The sequence below is a fragment of the Pseudomonas sp. Pme6b genome, assembly GCF_058129925.1.
On sequence record NZ_CM176704.1, the window covers coordinates 5,985,824 to 6,004,262 of the forward strand.

At 57.6% G+C, this 18,439-nt stretch carries 13 protein-coding genes and 3 pseudogenes; 5 read left to right on the plus strand and 11 right to left on the minus strand.

What is annotated here, in order from left to right; translation table 11 throughout:
• The first annotated feature begins 6 nt into the window (after window positions 1-6).
• The 3 genes and pseudogenes from AC4ANE_RS27265 to AC4ANE_RS27275 all read left to right on the plus strand — a co-directional run bounded on the left by AC4ANE_RS27265 (window position 7) and on the right by AC4ANE_RS27275 (window position 4,960).
• Window positions 7-1,358, plus strand: a protein-coding gene (locus AC4ANE_RS27265) for an IS3 family transposase (protein ID WP_095077641.1) whose coding sequence is annotated in 2 segments (ribosomal slippage) — window positions 7-466 and window positions 466-1,358 — 1,353 coding nt in all. Because the reading frame shifts where the segments join, the coding sequence is not laid out codon by codon here.
• Window positions 1,359-1,679: 321 nt separating this feature from the next.
• Window positions 1,680-2,966 carry a hypothetical protein gene (locus AC4ANE_RS27270; RefSeq protein ID WP_460408633.1) on the plus strand — a complete coding sequence of 429 codons (1,287 nt, stop codon included), beginning with the start codon at window positions 1,680-1,682 and terminating at the stop codon, window positions 2,964-2,966.
• 81 nt (window positions 2,967-3,047) lie between these two features.
• A pseudogene (locus AC4ANE_RS27275) lies at window positions 3,048-4,960 on the plus strand (acyltransferase family protein).
• A 69-nt stretch (window positions 4,961-5,029) separates the two neighbouring features.
• Here AC4ANE_RS27275 and AC4ANE_RS27280 read toward each other — a convergent pair.
• The 9 genes and pseudogenes from AC4ANE_RS27280 to AC4ANE_RS27320 form a co-directional block, all read right to left on the minus strand.
• A complete protein-coding gene (locus AC4ANE_RS27280) occupies window positions 5,030-5,668 on the minus strand; it encodes a response regulator transcription factor (RefSeq protein WP_005744911.1) in 639 nt (212 codons plus the stop codon).
• Window positions 5,668-6,735: a sensor histidine kinase gene (locus AC4ANE_RS27285; protein WP_029241026.1), complete on the minus strand. Its 1,068-nt coding sequence runs from the start codon at window positions 6,733-6,735 to the stop codon at window positions 5,668-5,670. Before AC4ANE_RS27285 ends, AC4ANE_RS27280 begins: the two co-directional genes overlap by 1 nt.
• Before the next feature lie 49 nt (window positions 6,736-6,784).
• A complete protein-coding gene (locus AC4ANE_RS27290) occupies window positions 6,785-8,089 on the minus strand; it encodes an ABC transporter ATP-binding protein (RefSeq protein ID WP_170947356.1) in 1,305 nt (434 codons plus the stop codon).
• Between the two features lie 20 nt (window positions 8,090-8,109).
• On the minus strand, window positions 8,110-9,864 hold the full coding sequence (locus AC4ANE_RS27295) for an ABC transporter permease (RefSeq protein WP_044423950.1): 1,755 nt from the start codon (window positions 9,862-9,864) through the stop codon (window positions 8,110-8,112).
• Window positions 9,865-10,352: 488 nt separating this feature from the next.
• Complete coding sequence (locus tag AC4ANE_RS27300; RefSeq protein ID WP_369812074.1) at window positions 10,353-11,216, minus strand: methyl-accepting chemotaxis protein; 864 nt, start codon at window positions 11,214-11,216, stop codon at window positions 10,353-10,355.
• Between the two features lie 39 nt (window positions 11,217-11,255).
• A pseudogene (locus AC4ANE_RS27305) lies at window positions 11,256-12,275 on the minus strand (methyl-accepting chemotaxis protein); the annotation flags it as partial.
• A 182-nt stretch (window positions 12,276-12,457) separates the two neighbouring features.
• Window positions 12,458-13,327: a methyl-accepting chemotaxis protein gene (locus tag AC4ANE_RS27310; RefSeq protein ID WP_369812075.1), complete on the minus strand. Its 870-nt coding sequence runs from the start codon at window positions 13,325-13,327 to the stop codon at window positions 12,458-12,460.
• Window positions 13,328-14,599, minus strand: a pseudogene (locus AC4ANE_RS27315) (HAMP domain-containing protein); the annotation flags it as partial. It lies immediately after the preceding gene.
• A gap of 320 nt (window positions 14,600-14,919) precedes the next feature.
• Entirely contained in the window at window positions 14,920-15,144 is a 225-nt protein-coding gene (locus AC4ANE_RS27320) for a DUF6555 family protein (RefSeq protein WP_002555969.1), read from the minus strand.
• Between the two features lie 425 nt (window positions 15,145-15,569).
• Here AC4ANE_RS27320 and AC4ANE_RS27325 point away from each other — a divergent pair, with 425 nt between their 5' ends.
• Together AC4ANE_RS27325 and AC4ANE_RS27330 are read left to right on the plus strand one after the other, a co-directional pair.
• Window positions 15,570-16,451, plus strand: a complete 882-nt coding sequence (locus AC4ANE_RS27325) for a manganese catalase family protein (RefSeq protein WP_002555970.1) — start codon at window positions 15,570-15,572, stop codon at window positions 16,449-16,451.
• Window positions 16,452-16,489: 38 nt separating this feature from the next.
• Window positions 16,490-16,687 carry a hypothetical protein gene (locus AC4ANE_RS27330; protein ID WP_002555971.1) on the plus strand — a complete coding sequence of 66 codons (198 nt, stop codon included), beginning with the start codon at window positions 16,490-16,492 and terminating at the stop codon, window positions 16,685-16,687.
• Window positions 16,688-16,957: 270 nt separating this feature from the next.
• Here the strand turns inward: AC4ANE_RS27330 and AC4ANE_RS27335 are convergent, their stop codons facing one another.
• Together AC4ANE_RS27335 and cysC are read right to left on the minus strand one after the other, a co-directional pair.
• The gene (locus AC4ANE_RS27335; RefSeq protein WP_002555972.1) at window positions 16,958-17,476 is read right to left on the minus strand and encodes a DUF4142 domain-containing protein; all 519 of its coding nucleotides are present in this window, start codon (window positions 17,474-17,476) and stop codon (window positions 16,958-16,960) included.
• A 152-nt stretch (window positions 17,477-17,628) separates the two neighbouring features.
• Window positions 17,629-18,231, minus strand: a complete 603-nt coding sequence (gene cysC / locus AC4ANE_RS27340) for an adenylyl-sulfate kinase (RefSeq protein ID WP_002555973.1) — start codon at window positions 18,229-18,231, stop codon at window positions 17,629-17,631.
• Between the last annotated feature and the right edge of the window lie 208 nt (window positions 18,232-18,439).

The window sequence follows — 18,439 nt, forward strand, 5'->3', positions numbered from 1 at the left end:
GTTCAAATGGGTAAGTATTCAGAGCAGTTCAAGCTCACTGTCGTCAAAGCGTATCTTGAAGACAACATGGGCTTTCGTATGGTAGCCCGCCAGTTCTCGATCGATTTCAGCCTGCTTCGACGCTGGGTCGCTAACTACAAGAGTCATGGTCACACCGGCCATCGCAAGCCTGGTCTTCGATACAGCGAAGCTTTCAAGCGCTCAGTGCTTGAGCACAGGCGTGAACACAAGCTATCGCTCCGTCAGGCCGCTGCGCATTTTGGTATCGGGGATCCCGGCCAAATAGTCATTTGGGAAAAGCGGCATTACAGTAGCGGTACAGCCCCGTATGTTCCTGCCAGAAGAAAGCCTGTCGCCATGCCAAAGAAGCCTTATCCCGCCAAACCAGTAACCGCCGACGATACGCAGAAGACGCGCGACCAGTTGATGAGCGAGCTTGAATATCTGCGCATGGAGAACGCTTACCTAAAAAAGTTGGAAGAGCTGAAGGAGCAGAAACGACGGCAACCGAAAAAGCCCTGAGCATCAAGCAACTGAGGGGCCGGTTCCCGCTTTGCGCTCTGCTGAGGCTGGCGGGCTTGGCACGCAGCACGTTTTACTATCAGGTTCAGGTGCAATCCAGACCCGATCCCTATGCTGCTTTGAAACAGTTAGTCGAAAGCATTTACCACGAGGAGAAAGGCCTTTATGGCGCTCGGCGTATCACGGCGGTCATTCGCACTGCAGGTATTTTGGTCAACAAGAAGGTTGTAGAACGACTGATGGCAGAACTGGGCCTGCGATCAGTGGTGCGCCCCAAAAAATACCGCTCCTATAAGGGCGTAATCGGAACCATTGCGCCGAATTTGCTGGAGCGCAATTTCAGCGCGCAACGCCCGAACCAGAAGTGGGTGACCGATGTGACTGAGTTCAAGGTAGGCAATCGAAAGCTGTATCTCTCACCCGTGATGGACTTGTACAACGGTGAAATCGTGGCGTATGAAGTGTCGACAAGGCCGAGCTTTGAGCTGGTCACCAGCATGCTGGACAAGGCGCTTCAGCAGTTGCAGGACGAGCCGAAGCTTGTGATGCACTCGGACCAGGGCTGGCAGTATCAACACGCGCAGTATCGCCATAAGCTATCGGTACGAGGCGTCAAACAAAGCATGTCCCGTAAGGGCAACTGCCTGGACAATGCGGCAATGGAAAGCTTTTTCGGTACACTGAAATCCGAGTTTTTCTACCTGAAACAGTTTGAAAGCATCGATGAGTTGAAAGCAGGTCTGGATGAGTACATCCACTACTACAACCATGACCGCATCAAGCTGAAGCTCAACGGCCAAAGCCCCGTAAAATACAGGGCTCAGGCGGCAAGCTAAAACCGTCCAACTTTTGGGGGGCAGTTCACGGAGCGTGAGGAACGATAGGTGCAACTATCGTGCGACGCTCTGCGTCGCATGCCTTTCTGGACGCTCCGCGTCCAATCCCTGGCACAAAGTGCAGCGCATAGCCCTTAATCCTGACTAATTAATTGACAGTTGCCCGAACTGCGACTGATATACCTGTTGTCACGCCGTTGCGAGCGTTCGCTCCAGACCTTTCATCTCCCAGAGCCTTCCTGTGTCGACACATGCCCGTGATCGTCGGGCGGTAGCTTTGTCCGCGCAATTCCCCTGACGCATATCCAGAAGGCAGCCAGCATGGCGTTGACTACTGCGAACAGCGCCGACACCAGGTCGTCGGTGATGTCCTTTGATAAATCCACGGTGGTGGTGTGGGTCGCCATCAGCCTGATTCTGGTCGAGACCTTCTCCGGCGGAGCCTTGCGCTTCTACTTCGATCAGGCAGGCATCAGCCCCCTGCTCTACATGCCCAAAGCTGCCTGCATCCTGTTGTTTGTGCTTGAGCTGTGCACCTTCAAAGCGGGACGGTTGTTCTGGGCGTTCATGGTGGTGTGGCTGATTTCCGGGCTGCTGGCCATGCTGCATCGCGCCAGCGTCCACAACCTGGCGTTCAGTCTGTTCGCCCTGAGCCCGCTGGTGTTCGGCCTGGTGTGCAGCAAGCACCTGCTCTACCGCCGCACGCTGTTGTACCGCGCCATCGGCTTTTGCCTGCTGGCCTCACTGCTGGGCATTGCTCTGGACAAGTACACCTCGGAGCCCTGGAAGGGCTACAGCTACAGCGTCGGTGAAACCGAACTGAGCGCCAACACCACATGGAGCGCGGACGAGGTAGACCGCATTGCCGGTTTCGCCAGAGTGTCCAACGTGCTGTCGATCATGATCGCCTTCTACACGCTGTACCTGATCATTTTCGTGCGCTCACGCCTGATGATGATGCTGCTCAGTGCCGTGGCGCTTTACGCCATCGTGCTGACCACCAGCAAAGCGCCAGCCGCGGCATTCGCCCTGACCCTCATTCTGCTGTTGCTGCGGCGAATGAGCTGGACCTGCCGAACGCTTTGCATCGTGGTGGTAGGCATCGGCCTGCTGCTACCGACTCTGGGGCTGATTGTGAGCCCCGATGCCTATGCGGTGAGTAGCGGCGGCTCTCTGGCCTCGCTGTATGACCGGATGATCAATACCTGGCCCAACCTGATAAATGCCATGAGCCGCGAAGGCTGGATGATCAGCGGCGCGGGCTTCGGCATGGTCGGCAGCACAATGGGGCTGTTTCCGGTCGAAGGTGCCGGCGTATTTCTCGGCATGGACAGCTCGGCCCTGTATCTGTGGGCGATGCTGGGCGTGCTGGGGCTGTTGCTGTATGCGCTACAGATTCCTCTGTTGTTCCGACTGATCGATGATCAGACCCGCATCGGCCACATGCTGCTGGCGATCAGCTTCTGCTGGTGCCTGATCAGCTGGACCACCGACATGTTCGAGGTCGCTGTCGCCAATCTGTTTATAGGCGTGGCCATTGGTCATGTGATTGCCAGCAGACAATCCGCTGCAAGCCATGCGCTCAGGCTGCCCTCCACTGCCCACTGACGGACCGCCAGATAACTTCCCGGCCGCTGCGCTGCACTGCGCCACTCTCCCTCACGATCATCCACCGGATGGCTTTCTCAAATGGACTTCAGAAAAGACATCAATGGGCTGCGCGCCATCGCGGTGGCTGCGGTGCTGCTCTTTCACTTTCAACCCGCCTGGCTGCCTGGCGGTTTCGCCGGGGTGGACGTGTTTTTCGTGATCTCGGGGTATCTGATTACCGGGATCATCCTGCGCGGCCTGAGGAGCGGCAAATTCAGGCTGGCAACGTTCTACACGTCACGGGCCAGACGCATCGTCCCGGCCCTCGCGGTGCTGTGTCTTGCCTTGCTGCTGCTGGGCTGGTTCTCTTTGCTGCCGCTGGACTACAGCGCGTTGGGCACTCATGTGGCCAGCAGCCTGGGATTCGTTTCCAACGTTGTCTATTGGCGCGAGGCCGGTTATTTCACCGCCAGTGCTCATGAGAAATGGCTGCTGCACACCTGGTCGCTGTCGGTGGAGTGGCAGTTTTACCTGCTGTACCCGATTGCACTGTTGCTCCTCAGTCGCGTTGTCGCGCTGCACAACCTGCGCTGGTGGGTGCTGGGCGCAAGTCTGGCGGGCTTTGTGCTTTGTGTGTTTGCCTCGTCCCGATGGCCAGAAGCCGCGTTTTACCTGCTGCCGACCCGTGCCTGGGGTTGCTCGCGGGTGGCGTGGCCTGCCTGTTCCCGCTGCAACTCAGGCCCCTACAGCAGCGAGTTCTGGAACAGGTCGGACTGGCGCTGATCGTTGCCGGTTTCTGTCTGCTGTCCGTACAGGATACGTGGCCAGGGTATCTGGTGCTGATGCCGGTGCTGGGGACTTTCGCGGTGATCGCGGCGGCCCGCAATGATTCGCTGCTGACCTGCAACCCGCTGTTTCAATGGGCAGGCAAACTGTCGTACTCGTTGTACCTGTGGCACTGGCCGGTGGTGGTGTGGATGAACTACACCGGTTTGCTGGGCGACACCCGCACGGTGCTATTGGGCATTGGTGTGGCCCTGACACTGGGGCTGATCTCATGGCGGTTGATCGAGCGGCCCGCCAGCCCACATCAACCTGACCAGCGCCGGAAATTTGCCATGCCCGCCGCACTGGTCGCTCTGGTCTTCGTGGCGGGGGCGCTGGTGGGTGCGACGCGAGGCGCGGTATCGCCACTTCGCCCGATCAGTGTTTCGGACAAGGCGCATTTCATCCAGGAATACGTCGATCGACAGCACAACCTGTACGAGCCCTACTGGCTGAAATGTGACGCCTTTTCCGCCCTGACCCAGCGTGGCCAGTCGGCCATCGACGAGACCTGCACGCGCAAACAGGGGCCGGGCGGAGTGTTCTTGTGGGGCGATTCTCACGCCCAGGCGTTGTCACTCGGGCTGCGTACCTTGCTGACACGCACGACCCCCTTCTATCAGGTGGCCTCGGCCAGTTGCGTTCCCGACCTGAATGACCACGAGGGACGCGCGTCAGCGACCAGCAAGGCCTGCGACTACTCCAACAGGACTGCCCTGCAGAGCATCGAGAGGCTGCGTCCGGACATCGTGGTCATCGCGCAGAAGGATGGCCACGACAAGACCGACTGGAAGCGGATTGCGACCCGCCTCAAGGGCTTTGGCGTGAAACATATCGTGTTGATCGGCCCGATGCCGTCGTGGAGCCCATCGCTGCCCAGTGTCATCGTCAACCGTCATTGGGGGCTGAGCGAGTCGTATATCCGCGATCCGGCGCTGGATCAAAGCGTCATGCGGGTGGATCAGGCAACCCGCGCGCTGGCTGTATCGGCGGGCATCCAGTTTGTGTCGCTGATCGACAAGCTGTGCATCGCCGATGCCTGCCGGGTACGCCTGGAAAACAGTAGCTCATTGCTGCAGATCGACTCGGGACACTTGAGCGCAGAGGGTTCGTTGTACGTGGTGCGCAACTACGTATTGCCACAACTGGTGAATGAGTCGAGCACGCAGCGCGGCGCAGAGTTGTGACGCGGAGCCTCACGCAAGGCGGTCACACGCTGGAGCGCAAGGAACGACAGGTGTGCGGGCGTGGGTTAATCAACGGAGCTCTTTGAGCCGCTCGGCAAACTTGACCAGGTCAGCCAGCGAGTCGGCTTCCATCTTGCGCATGACCGAGCCACGCCGGACCTTGACGGTGATTTCACTCACGTTCAGGCGGGCTGCAATCTGTTTGTTGAGCAAGCCACTGACGACCAGTTCCATCACCTGCTGTTCGCCATGATTCAGGCTGGCGTGACGGCGCTGCAACTCGGCTTCCACGGCTGAGTTGCGGCGACGGCTGCGGTCTCGCTCAAGCCCTTGTTGGAGCGCGTCCAGCAAGTCCTGGTCACGGAAGGGTTTGGTCAGAAACTCCACCGCACCGGCCTTCATCGCCCTTACGGACATAGGGATGTCGCCATGCCCGGTGATGAAAATGACCGGCAGAAAAATCCCCGACCTGGCCATGTGCTCCTGAAAATCCAGGCCACTCATGCCGGGCATGCGAATGTCCAGAATCAGGCAGCCCGGCGCATCAGGACGAGGGGTGTCAAGGAACTCGCGGGTCGAGCCGAACAACATGCTGCGCAAGCCGACTGACGCCAGCAGGTCTTCCAGCGAAGAACGCACCGAGAGGTCGTCATCGATGACAAAGATGACCGGCTCTTCGGCCTGCGGTGCAGTGGCGGCTGTGTTCATCAGGTTTCCATTTTTCCAGTGGGCAGCGTGAAATGAAACGTGGCCCCGATTGAGGGGTTGGGCGTCACCCAGATTCGCCCGCCATGGGCTTCGATGATAGACCGACTGATCGCCAGTCCAATCCCCATGCCTTCCTCTTTGGTGGTGTAGAAAGCGTCGAAAAGCCGGTCGGCTGCTTCCGGCTGAATCCCTACACCGCTGTCGCTGACAGTGAACTCGATTTCCCCTCCTCCGCGCCACTCGGCCCGCACGTCCAGTTGCGCCTGTTCCGGTTCGACTTTCCTCATCGCGTCCATGCCGTTGAGCATCAGGTTCAGCAGCACTTGCTGGATCTGCACCCGGTCAGCCAGCAGCGGTGGCATTCCCTCCGGCACGTCAACCGACAGTGTGACGCCCTGCCCGTCTATCTCGCTGTGCGCAAGCGCGACAATCTCGGCCACCGTGTCCGCCACACTGATCCACTCTTTGTGCGTCGACGAGCGCTTCGCCAGGGCGCGCACGCGCACAATGATGTCCCCGGCGCGATTGGCATCACCGATCATGCGCTCGACTGCCTGACGGGCCTTTTCCAGATTGACCGGCTCGGTGGCCAGCCAGCGCTGACAGGCGTTACCGCTGATGACAATCGCCGACAGCGGCTGATTCACCTCATGGGCAATGGACGCAGCAAGCTCACCCAACTGATTGACCCGTGCGATGTGCGCCAGCTGCGAGCGCGCTTCATGAACCGTGCGGATGGCCCGCGCCATACGCAGCGCCAGCCAGGTGGTCATGGCGATGGCGGCCAGGCTGATGACGCAGTTGATCAGCCCGGACGCCTCGCTGCCTCTGGAGGTGGTCATTTCGTAACTGACCACCGTCAGCAGCATGCACACCGCCGCCATGACAATAACGCCCCTGACCGGCAAAAGCCTGACCGCCAGCAACACCACCGCGATCTGGAACACCCCCACGGCGATCTCCAGATCGGTCAGGGTATCGGCAATCGCGATGACCAGCGCCAGCGCCAGCAAAGCGACCCACCTGACGACCATCGCGGCTCTGCTACAGGATTCTGGCTCGTGCATCTGCACCATCTCGCTCTTCAAAAGGCCTGCCGAGTATGTCGTACAAACCTCAGGACGGGTTATCCAGACTGAACTGATCGGCCAGCTCATCATAAGCGAACAGCTCGGCGTAACGCCCCCATTGCGTAACGACATTCAGGGTCTGCATGGCATCGCTTTCCGACATGAAGTCTTCCAGTTGATCGCGAAAACGCCGCGCCGGTGCCGTGTGCGTGGGGCGATCATCCAGCACTCGCCGAATGTGCGCGACCAGCGGCACGAAGCTCAGCAGGTGCTGGGCAAACATTTGCTTGCGTTCGTCCACATCCGCCAGCGCATAGCGATTTGCGGCAGGCAACAAGCGAATATCACCGCCCTTGAGCTCTGCAAAACGCAGCAGTTGCAGGACCTCGGCAATCGGGAACAGCTCGTCGGCGTTGTAGTGCAGCGCGCTGGCCAGTTCCGGCAGGTCCGCTTTGAGGCTGTAGGGCGGCGCATGAATGGCTTCGATCAGCCCTGCCAGCGCATTGGTGGACACCTGCGGCAAGACCATGCCCAGCCCGGTGCCTGGAAACACGCCCTGACGTATTTCGCCTGCATCGTTGTCCTGGGTCATCAGCACGTAGATCTCCTCCACCAGCGCCCGGAAGATCGGGTCCTGGCGGTTGCGCGGCTGAGGCAGATCGACCTTGATCTCGCTGATCACCCGACCCGGATTGGAGGAGAACAGCAGAATGCGATCGCACATCAGCACGGCTTCGGCAATGTTGTGCGTCACCATCAGGATCGACTTGATGGGCATGCGCCCTTCGCTCCACATATCCAGCAAGTCGGTGCGCAGGGTTTCGGCCGTCAGCACATCGAGCGCGGAAAACGGCTCGTCCATCAGCAGTACATCAGGGTCGATGACCAGCGCACGTGCCATGCCCACGCGCTGGCGCATGCCGCCTGAAAGCTCTTTGGGGTAAGCACTCTCAAAGCCGTCCAGACCGATCAGGTCGATGGCCGCCAACGCGCGCTTGCGACGCACGGCAGGTGGCACACGTTGCGCTTCAAGCCCGACTTCGACGTTTTCCAGCACCGTCAGCCACGGGAACAGGGCAAAGCTCTGAAAAACCATGCCTACCGACATCGCCCGCCCCTGCACGCGGCGAGGAAAATTCACTTCGCCTTCCGTGGGCACCACCAACCCCGCGATGGAGCGCAGCAGGGTGGACTTGCCCGAGCCGGAGCGACCCAGCAAGCCCACAATTTCGTTCTCATTGAGCGTCAGTGTCACGTCATCCAGCACCAGGCGCTCTTTGCTGCCTTTGCCGTACACATGTCGGACTTTCTGAACATCTACCAGGCAACGCGTTTCGACAGCCATCATGATGGCGCCCTCCTCAATCAAAATCACACAAGACTCAGACGCCGCTCGGCAAACCCGTACAGCGGACGCCACAGCAACCGGTTGAACGCGATGACGAAGATCGACATGACAACAATGCCCAACGCAACGCGTGGAAAGTCTCCCGCCTGAGTCGCGTTGGCGATGTAAGAACCCAGCCCTGCCGCTTCCAGATGCTGATCACCCCAGGACACCGCTTCAGCGACGATGCTGGCGTTCCATGACCCACCCGATGCGGTCAGCGCCCCGGTGACGTAGTAGGGGAACACCCCCGGCAAGGCCACACGCCGCCACCACTGCCAGCCGCGCATGTTGAATATCGTGGCCGCTTCGCGCAGGTCAGTCGGCAAGGCGCTGGCCCCTGCGATCACGTTGAACAGGATGTACCATTGGGTGCCGAGCACCATCAGCGGCGAAAGCCAGATGTCCGGGTTCAGGTGCAGGCCGACAATCGCAATCACTGCAAAAGGGAACAGTACGTTGGCTGGAAAGGCCGCCATGAACTGCGCTATCGGCTGCAAGCGTTCAGCCCAGACCGGACGCAAGCCGATCCATACACCGACAGGGACCCAGATCAGGCTGGCAATGACGATCAGGACAATCACCCGCACCATTGTTGCCAGCCCCAATCCCAACGCGGTGACCAGGTCGCTCATGCCCAACGATGTCTCGATGAACCTGAACAGGTAAACACTGCCGGTCAGGCAAGCAGCCATCACCAGGGCCAGCCATAGATAGTCGAACAACCGGGCAACGCCAGGCGTGAGCTTTACGTTCCACAGCCGGGATACCACGCGCCAGTCGATCAGCATCAGGCATTTGCATGGCGTAGCGAGGATCGAGCCCAGCATCGGTGCCACCCGCGAGCGACCCAGCAGGCTGTACATCCAGGAGCGCGGACGCTTTGACGACGCGGTTTGCTCGAAGCGAAACTTGTCCGCCCATGCCACGATCGGCCTGAACAACAATTGGTCATAGGCCAGGATCACCAGCGCCATTGCGCCCACCGCCCAGGCAATCGCAGCAAGGTTTTTCTGCTCGATGGCCAGCGCCAGCCACGAGCCGATGCCGGGCAAATTGACCGTGGTGTCACCGACCGAAATGGCTTCGCAAGCGACCACAAAAAACCAGCCGCCGGACATCGACATCATCATGTTCCACACCAGGCCCGGTACGGCGAACGGCAGCTCCAGACGGGTAAAACGCAGCAGTGGAGACAGTCCGAACTGCCGGGTGACTTCATTCAGGTCGCTCGGCACGGTACGCATTGACTGATAGAAACTGAATGCGAGATTCCATGCCTGGCTGGTGAAAATGGCAAAAATCGCTGCGCATTCGACACCCATTTGCCGACCGGGGAACAGGCCCATGAAGAAGGTCACTGTGAACGTCAGAAACCCCAGGACCGGAACCGACTGAAGAATATCCAGCGCCGGGATAATCACCTGCTCGGCCTTACGGCTTTTGGCCGCCAGCGTGGCCACGACAAACGTGAAAACCAGCGAAGCCGCCAGCGCGATGAACATGCGCAGCGTGGTGCGCAATGCATATTCGGGCAGGCGCGCAGGGTCGAGGCTCATCGGGCTTGAGTTCAGCGCGGCAAGTGGCTGCATCATCTGGCCCACGCCATACAGCACCAGCGCAATAAACACGGCAATAACGACCAGGCAAATACCATCGGCCCAATAAGGAGTGCGCGCACCGGGTTTTACAAAACGGGGCGTGCGCAGGCTTTTACCGAATTCAAATATCGAATGCATTGTTCACCTCGAATCGGCTGTGCAGGCGCGTACCCGCCAGCGTGATAAACAAACAGGCGGTCGGCGATAACAGAAAAAGGCAGTGAGTTAATAGTTGCCGGACAGTGAGTAAAGCTTATCGAGTTTTGAACAACTGTTAAAACCTGCAAAAGTAGGTCATGTTTATCTGTGAGTATGAGTTATATATACCAACGTATATTTGCAGGACTAACGGGTATGCCGTTCTGAATGTTCTGCGCCCGATCGTGAACAGTCGGCGCGGCGCAGAGTTGTGACGCAGAGCGTCACCCAAGGCATTCCTACGCTGGAGCGTGAGGAACGATAGGTGTCTGTGAGAACGCAAGCTATCGTGCGACGCTCTGCGTCGCATGCCGTTCTGGACGCTCTGCGTCCTCTTTATGACTTCTTAGCTGGAGCGCAGGGAACGATAGGTATCCGAAAGAACACCTCACGCGCCCCGCGCCGCACGGGCACAACAGTGCGCTGGTTCAGACGCGGAAGTGGCTGACCATCGTTTGCAACTGGCCTCCCAGACGCGCCAGTTCGACGCTGGAGGCTGCGGTTTCTTCGCTGGCTTCGGCGGTCTGTTCGGATACGTCGCGAACGTTGACGATGCTGCGGCTGATTTCGTCGGCCACCGAGCTTTGTTGCTCGGCGGCGGCTGCGATCTGCTGGTTCATCGCCTGAATATTCGACACGGTCCGGGTGATGCTTTCCAGTGACGTACCGGCCCTGCGCGTCAACTCGACACTGCTGTCAGTCAGTGTGCGGCTGCCAAGCATGATGCCCGACACCTGACGCGTGCCATTCTGCAATGCAGCCACCAGGCCCTCGATCTCCTCGGTGGACTGCTGGGTCCGTTGCGCCAGGCCGCGGACCTCGTCGGCCACCACGGCAAAACCGCGACCGGCTTCCCCGGCACGCGCGGCCTCAATGGCCGCGTTGAGCGCCAACAGATTGGTCTGTTCGGCAACCGCCTTGATTACATCCATAACCTTGCCGATCTTGTCGCTTTCCTGCTCCAGCACGTTCATTGCATCGGATGAGCGAACCACCTCGGCGGCCAGTCGCTCGATCTGCTGGATGGCTTCGCCGACGACCTTGTCACCCTCACGGGCCTGCTTGTCGGCATCGGAGGCAGCGACGGACGCCTGCTCGGCATTGCGTGCCACTTCGTGCACGGTGGCCGACATTTCATGCATCGCGGTCGCCACCTGATCGGTCTCGACCTTCTGGCTGTTGACCCCGGCGCTGGTCTGCTCGGTAACCGCCGACAGCTCTTCGGCAGCGCTGGCAATCTGCGTGACGCCGTCACGAATACCGGAAATCAGCTCGCGCAGGGTGGTGCCCATGCGCTGGATGCCCTGCTGCAACACGCCCAGTTCGTCACGTCGGGTGACGGCTTCGGTATGAGTCAGGTCGCCAGCAGCGATGCGCTCGACAATCGCCAGCGTGTCGCGCAGCGGCCGGGTGATCTGCCGGGTAATGACGATGGCCGCAAGAATGCCCAGCAACATGACCAACAGCACGCAACCGATCTGCAGATTACGCGCCTGAGCAGTGTCATCCTTGCCCATCTGCATCTGAATGCCATACAGCTCTTCGCCCAGTTTGACGATGGCAGCCCCTTGGGAAGTCAGGTCCTTACGCACGCTCGCAGCAGTCTGAGTGGTGGCCTTGAAAGCGTCGACCGAGCTGCGGTAGCTACGAAGAGCGCTTTCAAACTGGGCAATCTGTTCGCGGTTGGCAGCGCCAAAAGTGGTTTTGAGCCTGTCCAGATGACTGATCGCCGTATCCAGTTGCTGAAAAGCTGCTGTCTCGGTCTTGTCATTGGGGTTGCTGGTATAACCACGTACTTCATAGCGAACCAGAATCAGGTCTTGCCTGGCGGCAGTCGCCAGTTGGGCCTGATCAAAACGCGCCGGGTCCGCAGGATCGATCTGCGTGACGGCATCGTTCAACGAGTCGACAGCCCGCATGGCAACCATGGCATTGGCGGTCATCTCGTTACGCACTTTGGCGCCAGCCTGAAACGCAGCGCGCATGCTGTTCAACGAGGCTTCATAGTCACGGGTGACATCGGCCAGTTCGCGCAGAGGCTTGAGGTTGAGCGGGTTGTTGAAGCTGATGAGCAGTGATTGCTGCTGCGCCTTGAAGACATCCAGCTTGCTCTGCATGTTTTGTGCGGCGGTTTCATCGCCGTCAGTCAGCATATATTGCAGGCGCGCGACCCGCAGATTGGTCAAGTTGTCACTCAACTCAGTGATGTCGCCGATTCTGTCGGTGCTATTGATGAGTTTATCGAGGCTGGTCCAGCCAACCAGGGCGAGAATGGCAGTGAAAAAAAGAACCGTCCCAAAGCCCAATGCCAACTTCATGTTGACGCTGATATTCGCAAAGCTGCTGTTCATAAAATCTCCTGAAAATGCTTTTTGTGCGCGACGAAAGAGCTGAAGATTTGTTTTTATGGACAGCAAACCCGCGCGCCAGAGCTATCGGCTGCAGAAGAGCAAAACTTGATCAAAAAAAAGGCAATCAGCGTTCGAACGCCGATTCGAGAGGAGAATCGGGGGGCTGCAAGCCCCCGATCCGGTCAGGCAGTCAGCTTGAAACGCGCCACGACATTGCGCATGTCAGTGGCAACTCGCGCCAGTTCTTCGGCAGTGACCGCATTGTTGTCGATACCCAGCATCAAGGTCCCGGAGCTGTTGCGGATCTCCATGACATTACGGTTGATGTCTTCGGAAACCGCATGCTGCTGCACCGCGGCGCTGGCGATCTGAGTGTTCATCTCGACGATACGCTCGACGCCCTGGCTGATGCTCGACAGGCTGCCAGAAGCATCGCTGGCGGCACTGATGCACGCTTGAGCCTTTAGCTGGCCGGCCTGCATCTGCTGCACGGCAACATCGGTGGCACTTTGCAGTTGCTGGATGATGTTGCGGATTTCTTCGGTCGACGCCTGAGTTCGCGAAGCCAGTGTGCGGACTTCATCAGCCACCACAGCAAACCCACGGCCTTGCTCGCCAGCCCGGGCCGCTTCGATGGCAGCATTCAGGGCCAGCAAGTTGGTCTGATCGGCAATCGTACTGATGACCTGAATAACCCCACCAATAGACTGACTGTGCAGGGCCAGCGCCTGGACTTTCTGGGCGCTGACTTCCACTTCTTCAGCCAGAGCCTGAATGGTCGAGTGGGCCTGATGCATGATGCGCAGCCCGTTACGCGAGGCGGTGTTCGCTTCATCAGCAGCCAGCGCAGCACCTTCGGTGTTCTGCGCTACGTCGGCCACGCTTGTGGTCATTTCGTTGATGGCCGTCGCCACTTGCTCGGTTTCAGCCTGTTGCGCGTTCATCGACTGCTTGGCCAGACCGATGGAGGTGCCCAGTCGGGCAGCCACATCAGACAGTTCGTATGACGTGCGGTCCATGTGCGAAATGGAGCTGGCGAATGCTTCGGCCATCAGGTTCAGACCGTTGGCGATGTCAGCCACTTCGTCCTTGCTGCTCACCTGTACACGGGCACTCAGATCACCGTCGGCCAGGCGACGGGTGACGCCCAGCAGACCATCAATGGTCAGGCGCAGGGCACGGTAGATGCTGAAGAACGCATAGAGCAACAGCAAGCCCATGATTACGCACATGGCAATCACGACTTCGCGTTGCAGCAAGAGCGCGTCGTAACGCGTATCCAGTTCACCTTGAAGCGCACTCTGGATTTCGTCCTGGGCCTTATAAAGCCCGGCTACCACGGCGTTACCGCGCGCGCTCAGCGCCTGCCCCTGCTGCACCGAGAACTCTGTACCTTTGACGTAGGCGTGCAGGTCGTTGCGAAAACTGTCCATCGTCGAGGTGGCCGAAGCGATAGGGTCGCCAATGCGGGCAGCAAGCTCTGGAGCACGACGCTTGAGCAGTCGAATGCTTTGCTCCAGCTCCGCGCGAAATTGCAGTTCGATCTTCAACAGGCTTTCAAGCGAGCCGCGCATCGGTACGCTTAGCCCCTGACCGGTACTCAAACCGGCTGTGATACCCCGGATCTGACCAGCCACGTTGATTTCTCTGGGCATACGAATGGTGCTCAGGTCGATCAGAAACAGCGACGCATAATCTTCGTCGAGCACCATGCCCGAGGTAGCCGAGACGTAATAGATAAAGTTGAGTGTCTGGGCCAGTTGCTCATTCCACTGTGCAAACACCTCGTCTTGCGAAAGACCAGGCTTGAGACTTTCCATCAGGGAACGCGCACCTTCGCGAAGACGCTGCACGCGACTCTCGGTCTCCAGCAGACGTCCTTGACGGGCATCCATGTCGGCGAGGTTACCAAGCGCTGTTTCAAGCTGGGTGCGGTTGCTGGCCAGATCCTGGGCAGCGGAGGCATCACCGGCGAGCAAACGGTTGGTTGCTGCACGCTGCAGCATGGAGAGTCGCAGAACGGGTGTCATGACATGCAGGTATTCACGACCGATACGTTCCTGGGCAACGGTGTCGATGCTCGCATTCAGACTGTTGAAAACCCGAAGACCAAGAACGATCAGCGGGATGACGATGATGATGGCTAAAACGGCAAACTTGGCAGGGAAGCGCAGGCGATTGGTAAGGTAAATACCAGGCGAAAGGATGTTCATAGTGGTCTCTATTTTAATTAGGGTGCCCGATCCAGCTGAAAAAGCTCCTTTATTTCTTTGCATCACGGCAGGTGCAAGGTCAGTGGTACCACCTCGAAGGGAATCATCCATTCAGATAGAGGCATAGTGACATCACTTCAGAGCTGTGCCCTATCGGGGAAGTTCAATGAGGCCATAATCTGATACCGGGCTATCGGCAGGGCCACGTAGAACGTGAGGTTGCGGGGATTTGCGGCGGGGAGCGGAAGCGGGGTGTGAGGTGCGGAGCTTGCGATGAACGCTGATCCAAATGAGGTGAATTCAGCTCAGTATGGCGGGAAACGGGTGTCCATCCGGCAGATCTGCCGACCACAGATTTTTCAGCGCGTACACCGTCGTGCGGCATCGTGACGCACGACGGTGAGCTTCATAGCGTTTTGAACGAGGACCTTTCAAGCCCTCGTCCACTCCACGTTCGACAACCCGAGCTTTTCAGCTTGAGGCTTGCTCAGCTTTGGTACCGGGTCGGAACGGTACTTGGGGATCGCACCGAATCCTGCATCCACCGACGCCCAGTGCCAGGCTTCTTTATTGTCCATGACAACCGCTCTTATATAGAACGTCTTGTAACTGCCATGCAGCAGGTAATCGATACGGTAGTGTTTTTCATCAGCCATTGTGGTGCTCCTGCTTTGTCGACTCGCAAAACAGATCGCAGGGTTTTCGAAAAATTCAAAATATTAATGCCATCATGTAAGCGATATCATATAGCCACCCTCACTCATGCCGATAGGGATGGCCGCAAGGCTATGACAACTAATAGACTTTGTTTATAACCCGTCTTTTTTGAATTTTTCGCCAACACAGACGGCTTACGCTCTGAGCATTACCTGCGGGGCCTCTGAACTAAGAGTGTGTTGTTTTTCAAACATTCAGCGAATAAGAAAATTCTATTGAACCCGGATTTTCAGGCCGTTCATCCCGTTCACTAAAGTTATACGCAACGTCTACATCCCCGCTTTCTCATATCCAGTGACTGCGTTGAATAAAACCCATCCAGGTGGGTTGACGCTTCCCAAAAGATCACGCCTGAGGACACGACATGTTTATTCATAACAAGCGGCTTCAATATACCGTGCGGGTAGCTAGACCAAACCCTGGACTGGCCAATCTTCTGCTGGAACAGTTCGGCGGTGCCCAAGGCGAGCTGGCAGCAGCTGGACGTTATTTCACTCAAGGGTTGAGCGAGGAGGATCCAGGCCGTAAAGACCTGCTGATGGACATCGCCACCGAAGAGTTGAGCCACCTGGAAATAGTCGGCTCGATTATTGTCATGCTCAACAAAGGCGCCAAAGGTCAATTGGCTGAAGGCATCGAAGAAGAAGGCGAGCTTTACCGCTCCATCAACGGCAATGGCAACGACTCCCATATCACCAGCCTGCTGTACGGGGCCGGTGCGCCGTTGACCAACTCTGCCGGTGTGCCTTTTACGGCGGCCTACATCGATACCATTGGCGAGCCAACGGCTGACTTCCGCTCCAACATCGCTGCGGAATCCAGAGCGAAGATTGTTTACGAGCGTTTGATGAACGTGACAGATGACCCGGGCGTGAAAGAGGCACTGGGCTTTCTGATGACACGTGAAATCGCTCACCAGTTGTCTTTCGAAAAAGCCCTGCACGCCATCCAGCCCAACTTCCCGCAGGGCAAGCTGCCAGGCATGCCGGAATTCACCAACAAGTACTTCAACATGTCCGGTGAACCCAATGTACGCGGTCCGTGGAACCAGGGCGGTGTCTGGGAGTATGTGGAATCGCCACAACCGGCTGTCGATGGCGGCGATGGCACTGCTTCCGTCACGCTGGATGCCAAGGATGCAGAAGTGCTGGAAATGATGAAGGAGCGGACCCAGTCCGATCCGACTGCCAACCCTATTACCGGTGCGGATCTGGGTTCTGGTTTTGTACAGGGCAAAAATGTTTGAAACGGGTTTAAGCCTGCCTTGTTCAGGAGAACGGAATCATGAAAAAACTTCGCTCCCGCAAACCTCTCCCGTCTCAGGGCGAGTTGGATACTGCGTTGACCGACGCGGTGTTTGTAAAAGGGCTTCGTGCTTTCGAGGCTCAGGCGCTGCTCGCACGTCGGGGTCTTCAGGTGGTGATGGCTATGAAGGTCTTCGGGGTTGGAACCTTGCTTGATAACAACCTGCCCGAACGCTGATCACATCTGGTCACCAATGGCATACGGTCTATAAGACGAGTCCCCGGGCAGGCTGGACACCAGCCTTGCCTGTGGATAAGTCACTCGGTTACTGAAAAGGGTATAACCATGACTCGTATGACCATAGAAGATTTGTTCATTCACGAACGCTCAGATGTTTGCAGCGCAGAGAGTCATATCATTCAGTGACGTATCAATAGCCGCATGACGTTACCTCTCGCCAGGAAGATGTCATCATGTGCAATATCCCATCACGTTTTTACAGTTACATCACTTTTTGGCAGCGTCGTCGCCATGCGCAGCTGCAAGTTTTTTCGCATGTTCAAGATGCTGCTCAAGTGTTGGCAACGTGGCTTTGGCAAACGCCTTGAGCTCGGGGTCATCACCGTTCTCGGCCTCTTCCTTGTACAGTTTGGTCGCCTGCTCATGCGCAATGACCTGATTATTGGCATACGCTTGATCAAACGACTTCTTGTGCATTTCCAGAATGGCGGCCTCGGCTTTGTCCATCAGTATGGGGTCCTCGGACAGTTCAAGGTTCTTGCTTTTGGCAATCGCTGCCAGCTTATCGTTAGCAGCCGTGTGGTCTGTGACCATTTGCTGAGCAAACTTCTTCACGTCGGCAGACACACCCTTCTCATCCTGTACAAGCTTGCCGACCAGAACTTCTGCGATCCCTCCTGCAGAAGCATCTTTTACAAAGTCATCAGCGTCCTGCGCAGCGGTAGCCACTTGAGAGCCTAGCGAAAGCACGATGGCAATGGCGCTCATGCGAAAATAATTGTTCATTTTCGATCATCCTTGTGTGGGCTGAATACGTCATCGTTATCGACGATATAGACGTTTTGACCCACGCCCAAAACCTGTGTTCAGCCTGTCCGACCGCTTGCAGCAAAAGGCCGATGTCGATGATCCTGAACCCAGCAGGTGAGCCAGCCAGCTTATGTATTCAGACTGAGCAGTCGTAAAACTCGCTCAAGACAGTCATCCATTGATAATTGACTGGTATCAAGACAAAGGGCGGCGCCAGCAGGCGGTTCGTAAGGGGCGCTGATGCCGGTAAAATCTTTCAACTCGCCTGCCAACGCCCGGCGATAAAGCCCTTTAGGGTCACGCTGAATGCAGGTTTCAAGCGGTGTGCTGATAAACACTTCGATGAAGCGTTCGTGGCCAATGATCGAGCGAGCGGCTTCCCGGTCGGCCTCATAGGGCGAAATGAATGACGAGATAACGATCAGGCCTGCGTCATTCATCAACCGGGCGACTTCAGCGATGCGCCTGATGTTCTCCGAACGGTCTGCCGCAGCAAACCCCAGATCCCGGCACAAACCCTGACGTACGTTGTCGCCATCCAGGGTATACGCAAGCCTGCCACGATCCATCAACGCTCGCTCCAGTGCAAACGCTATGGTGGACTTTCCGGAGCCGCTGAATCCGGTCAGCCAGACTGTTTTCGGCGTTTGCTTCAAATGCTGCTCACGGTCTGTCGAGGACACTTGGCTGGTTTGCCAGACAAGGTTCTGTACGCCATGTGAGTTGTCCATGATCGCCTGTTCCTGATGTGCACACAGAACGAGAATACATTTTTTCCGCGAGGCATTCGTGCTTATGGAATAACCACATCTGCCACCTATCGGCCCTCGGCAAAATACGCTGAATTTCCCCGTATCACGATACTCACTTATCTACGCTGCATAGAAAACAGAAAGTCTCGCGTGACCGCGTCAATCGTGATTTTCAACTGCCGAGGTA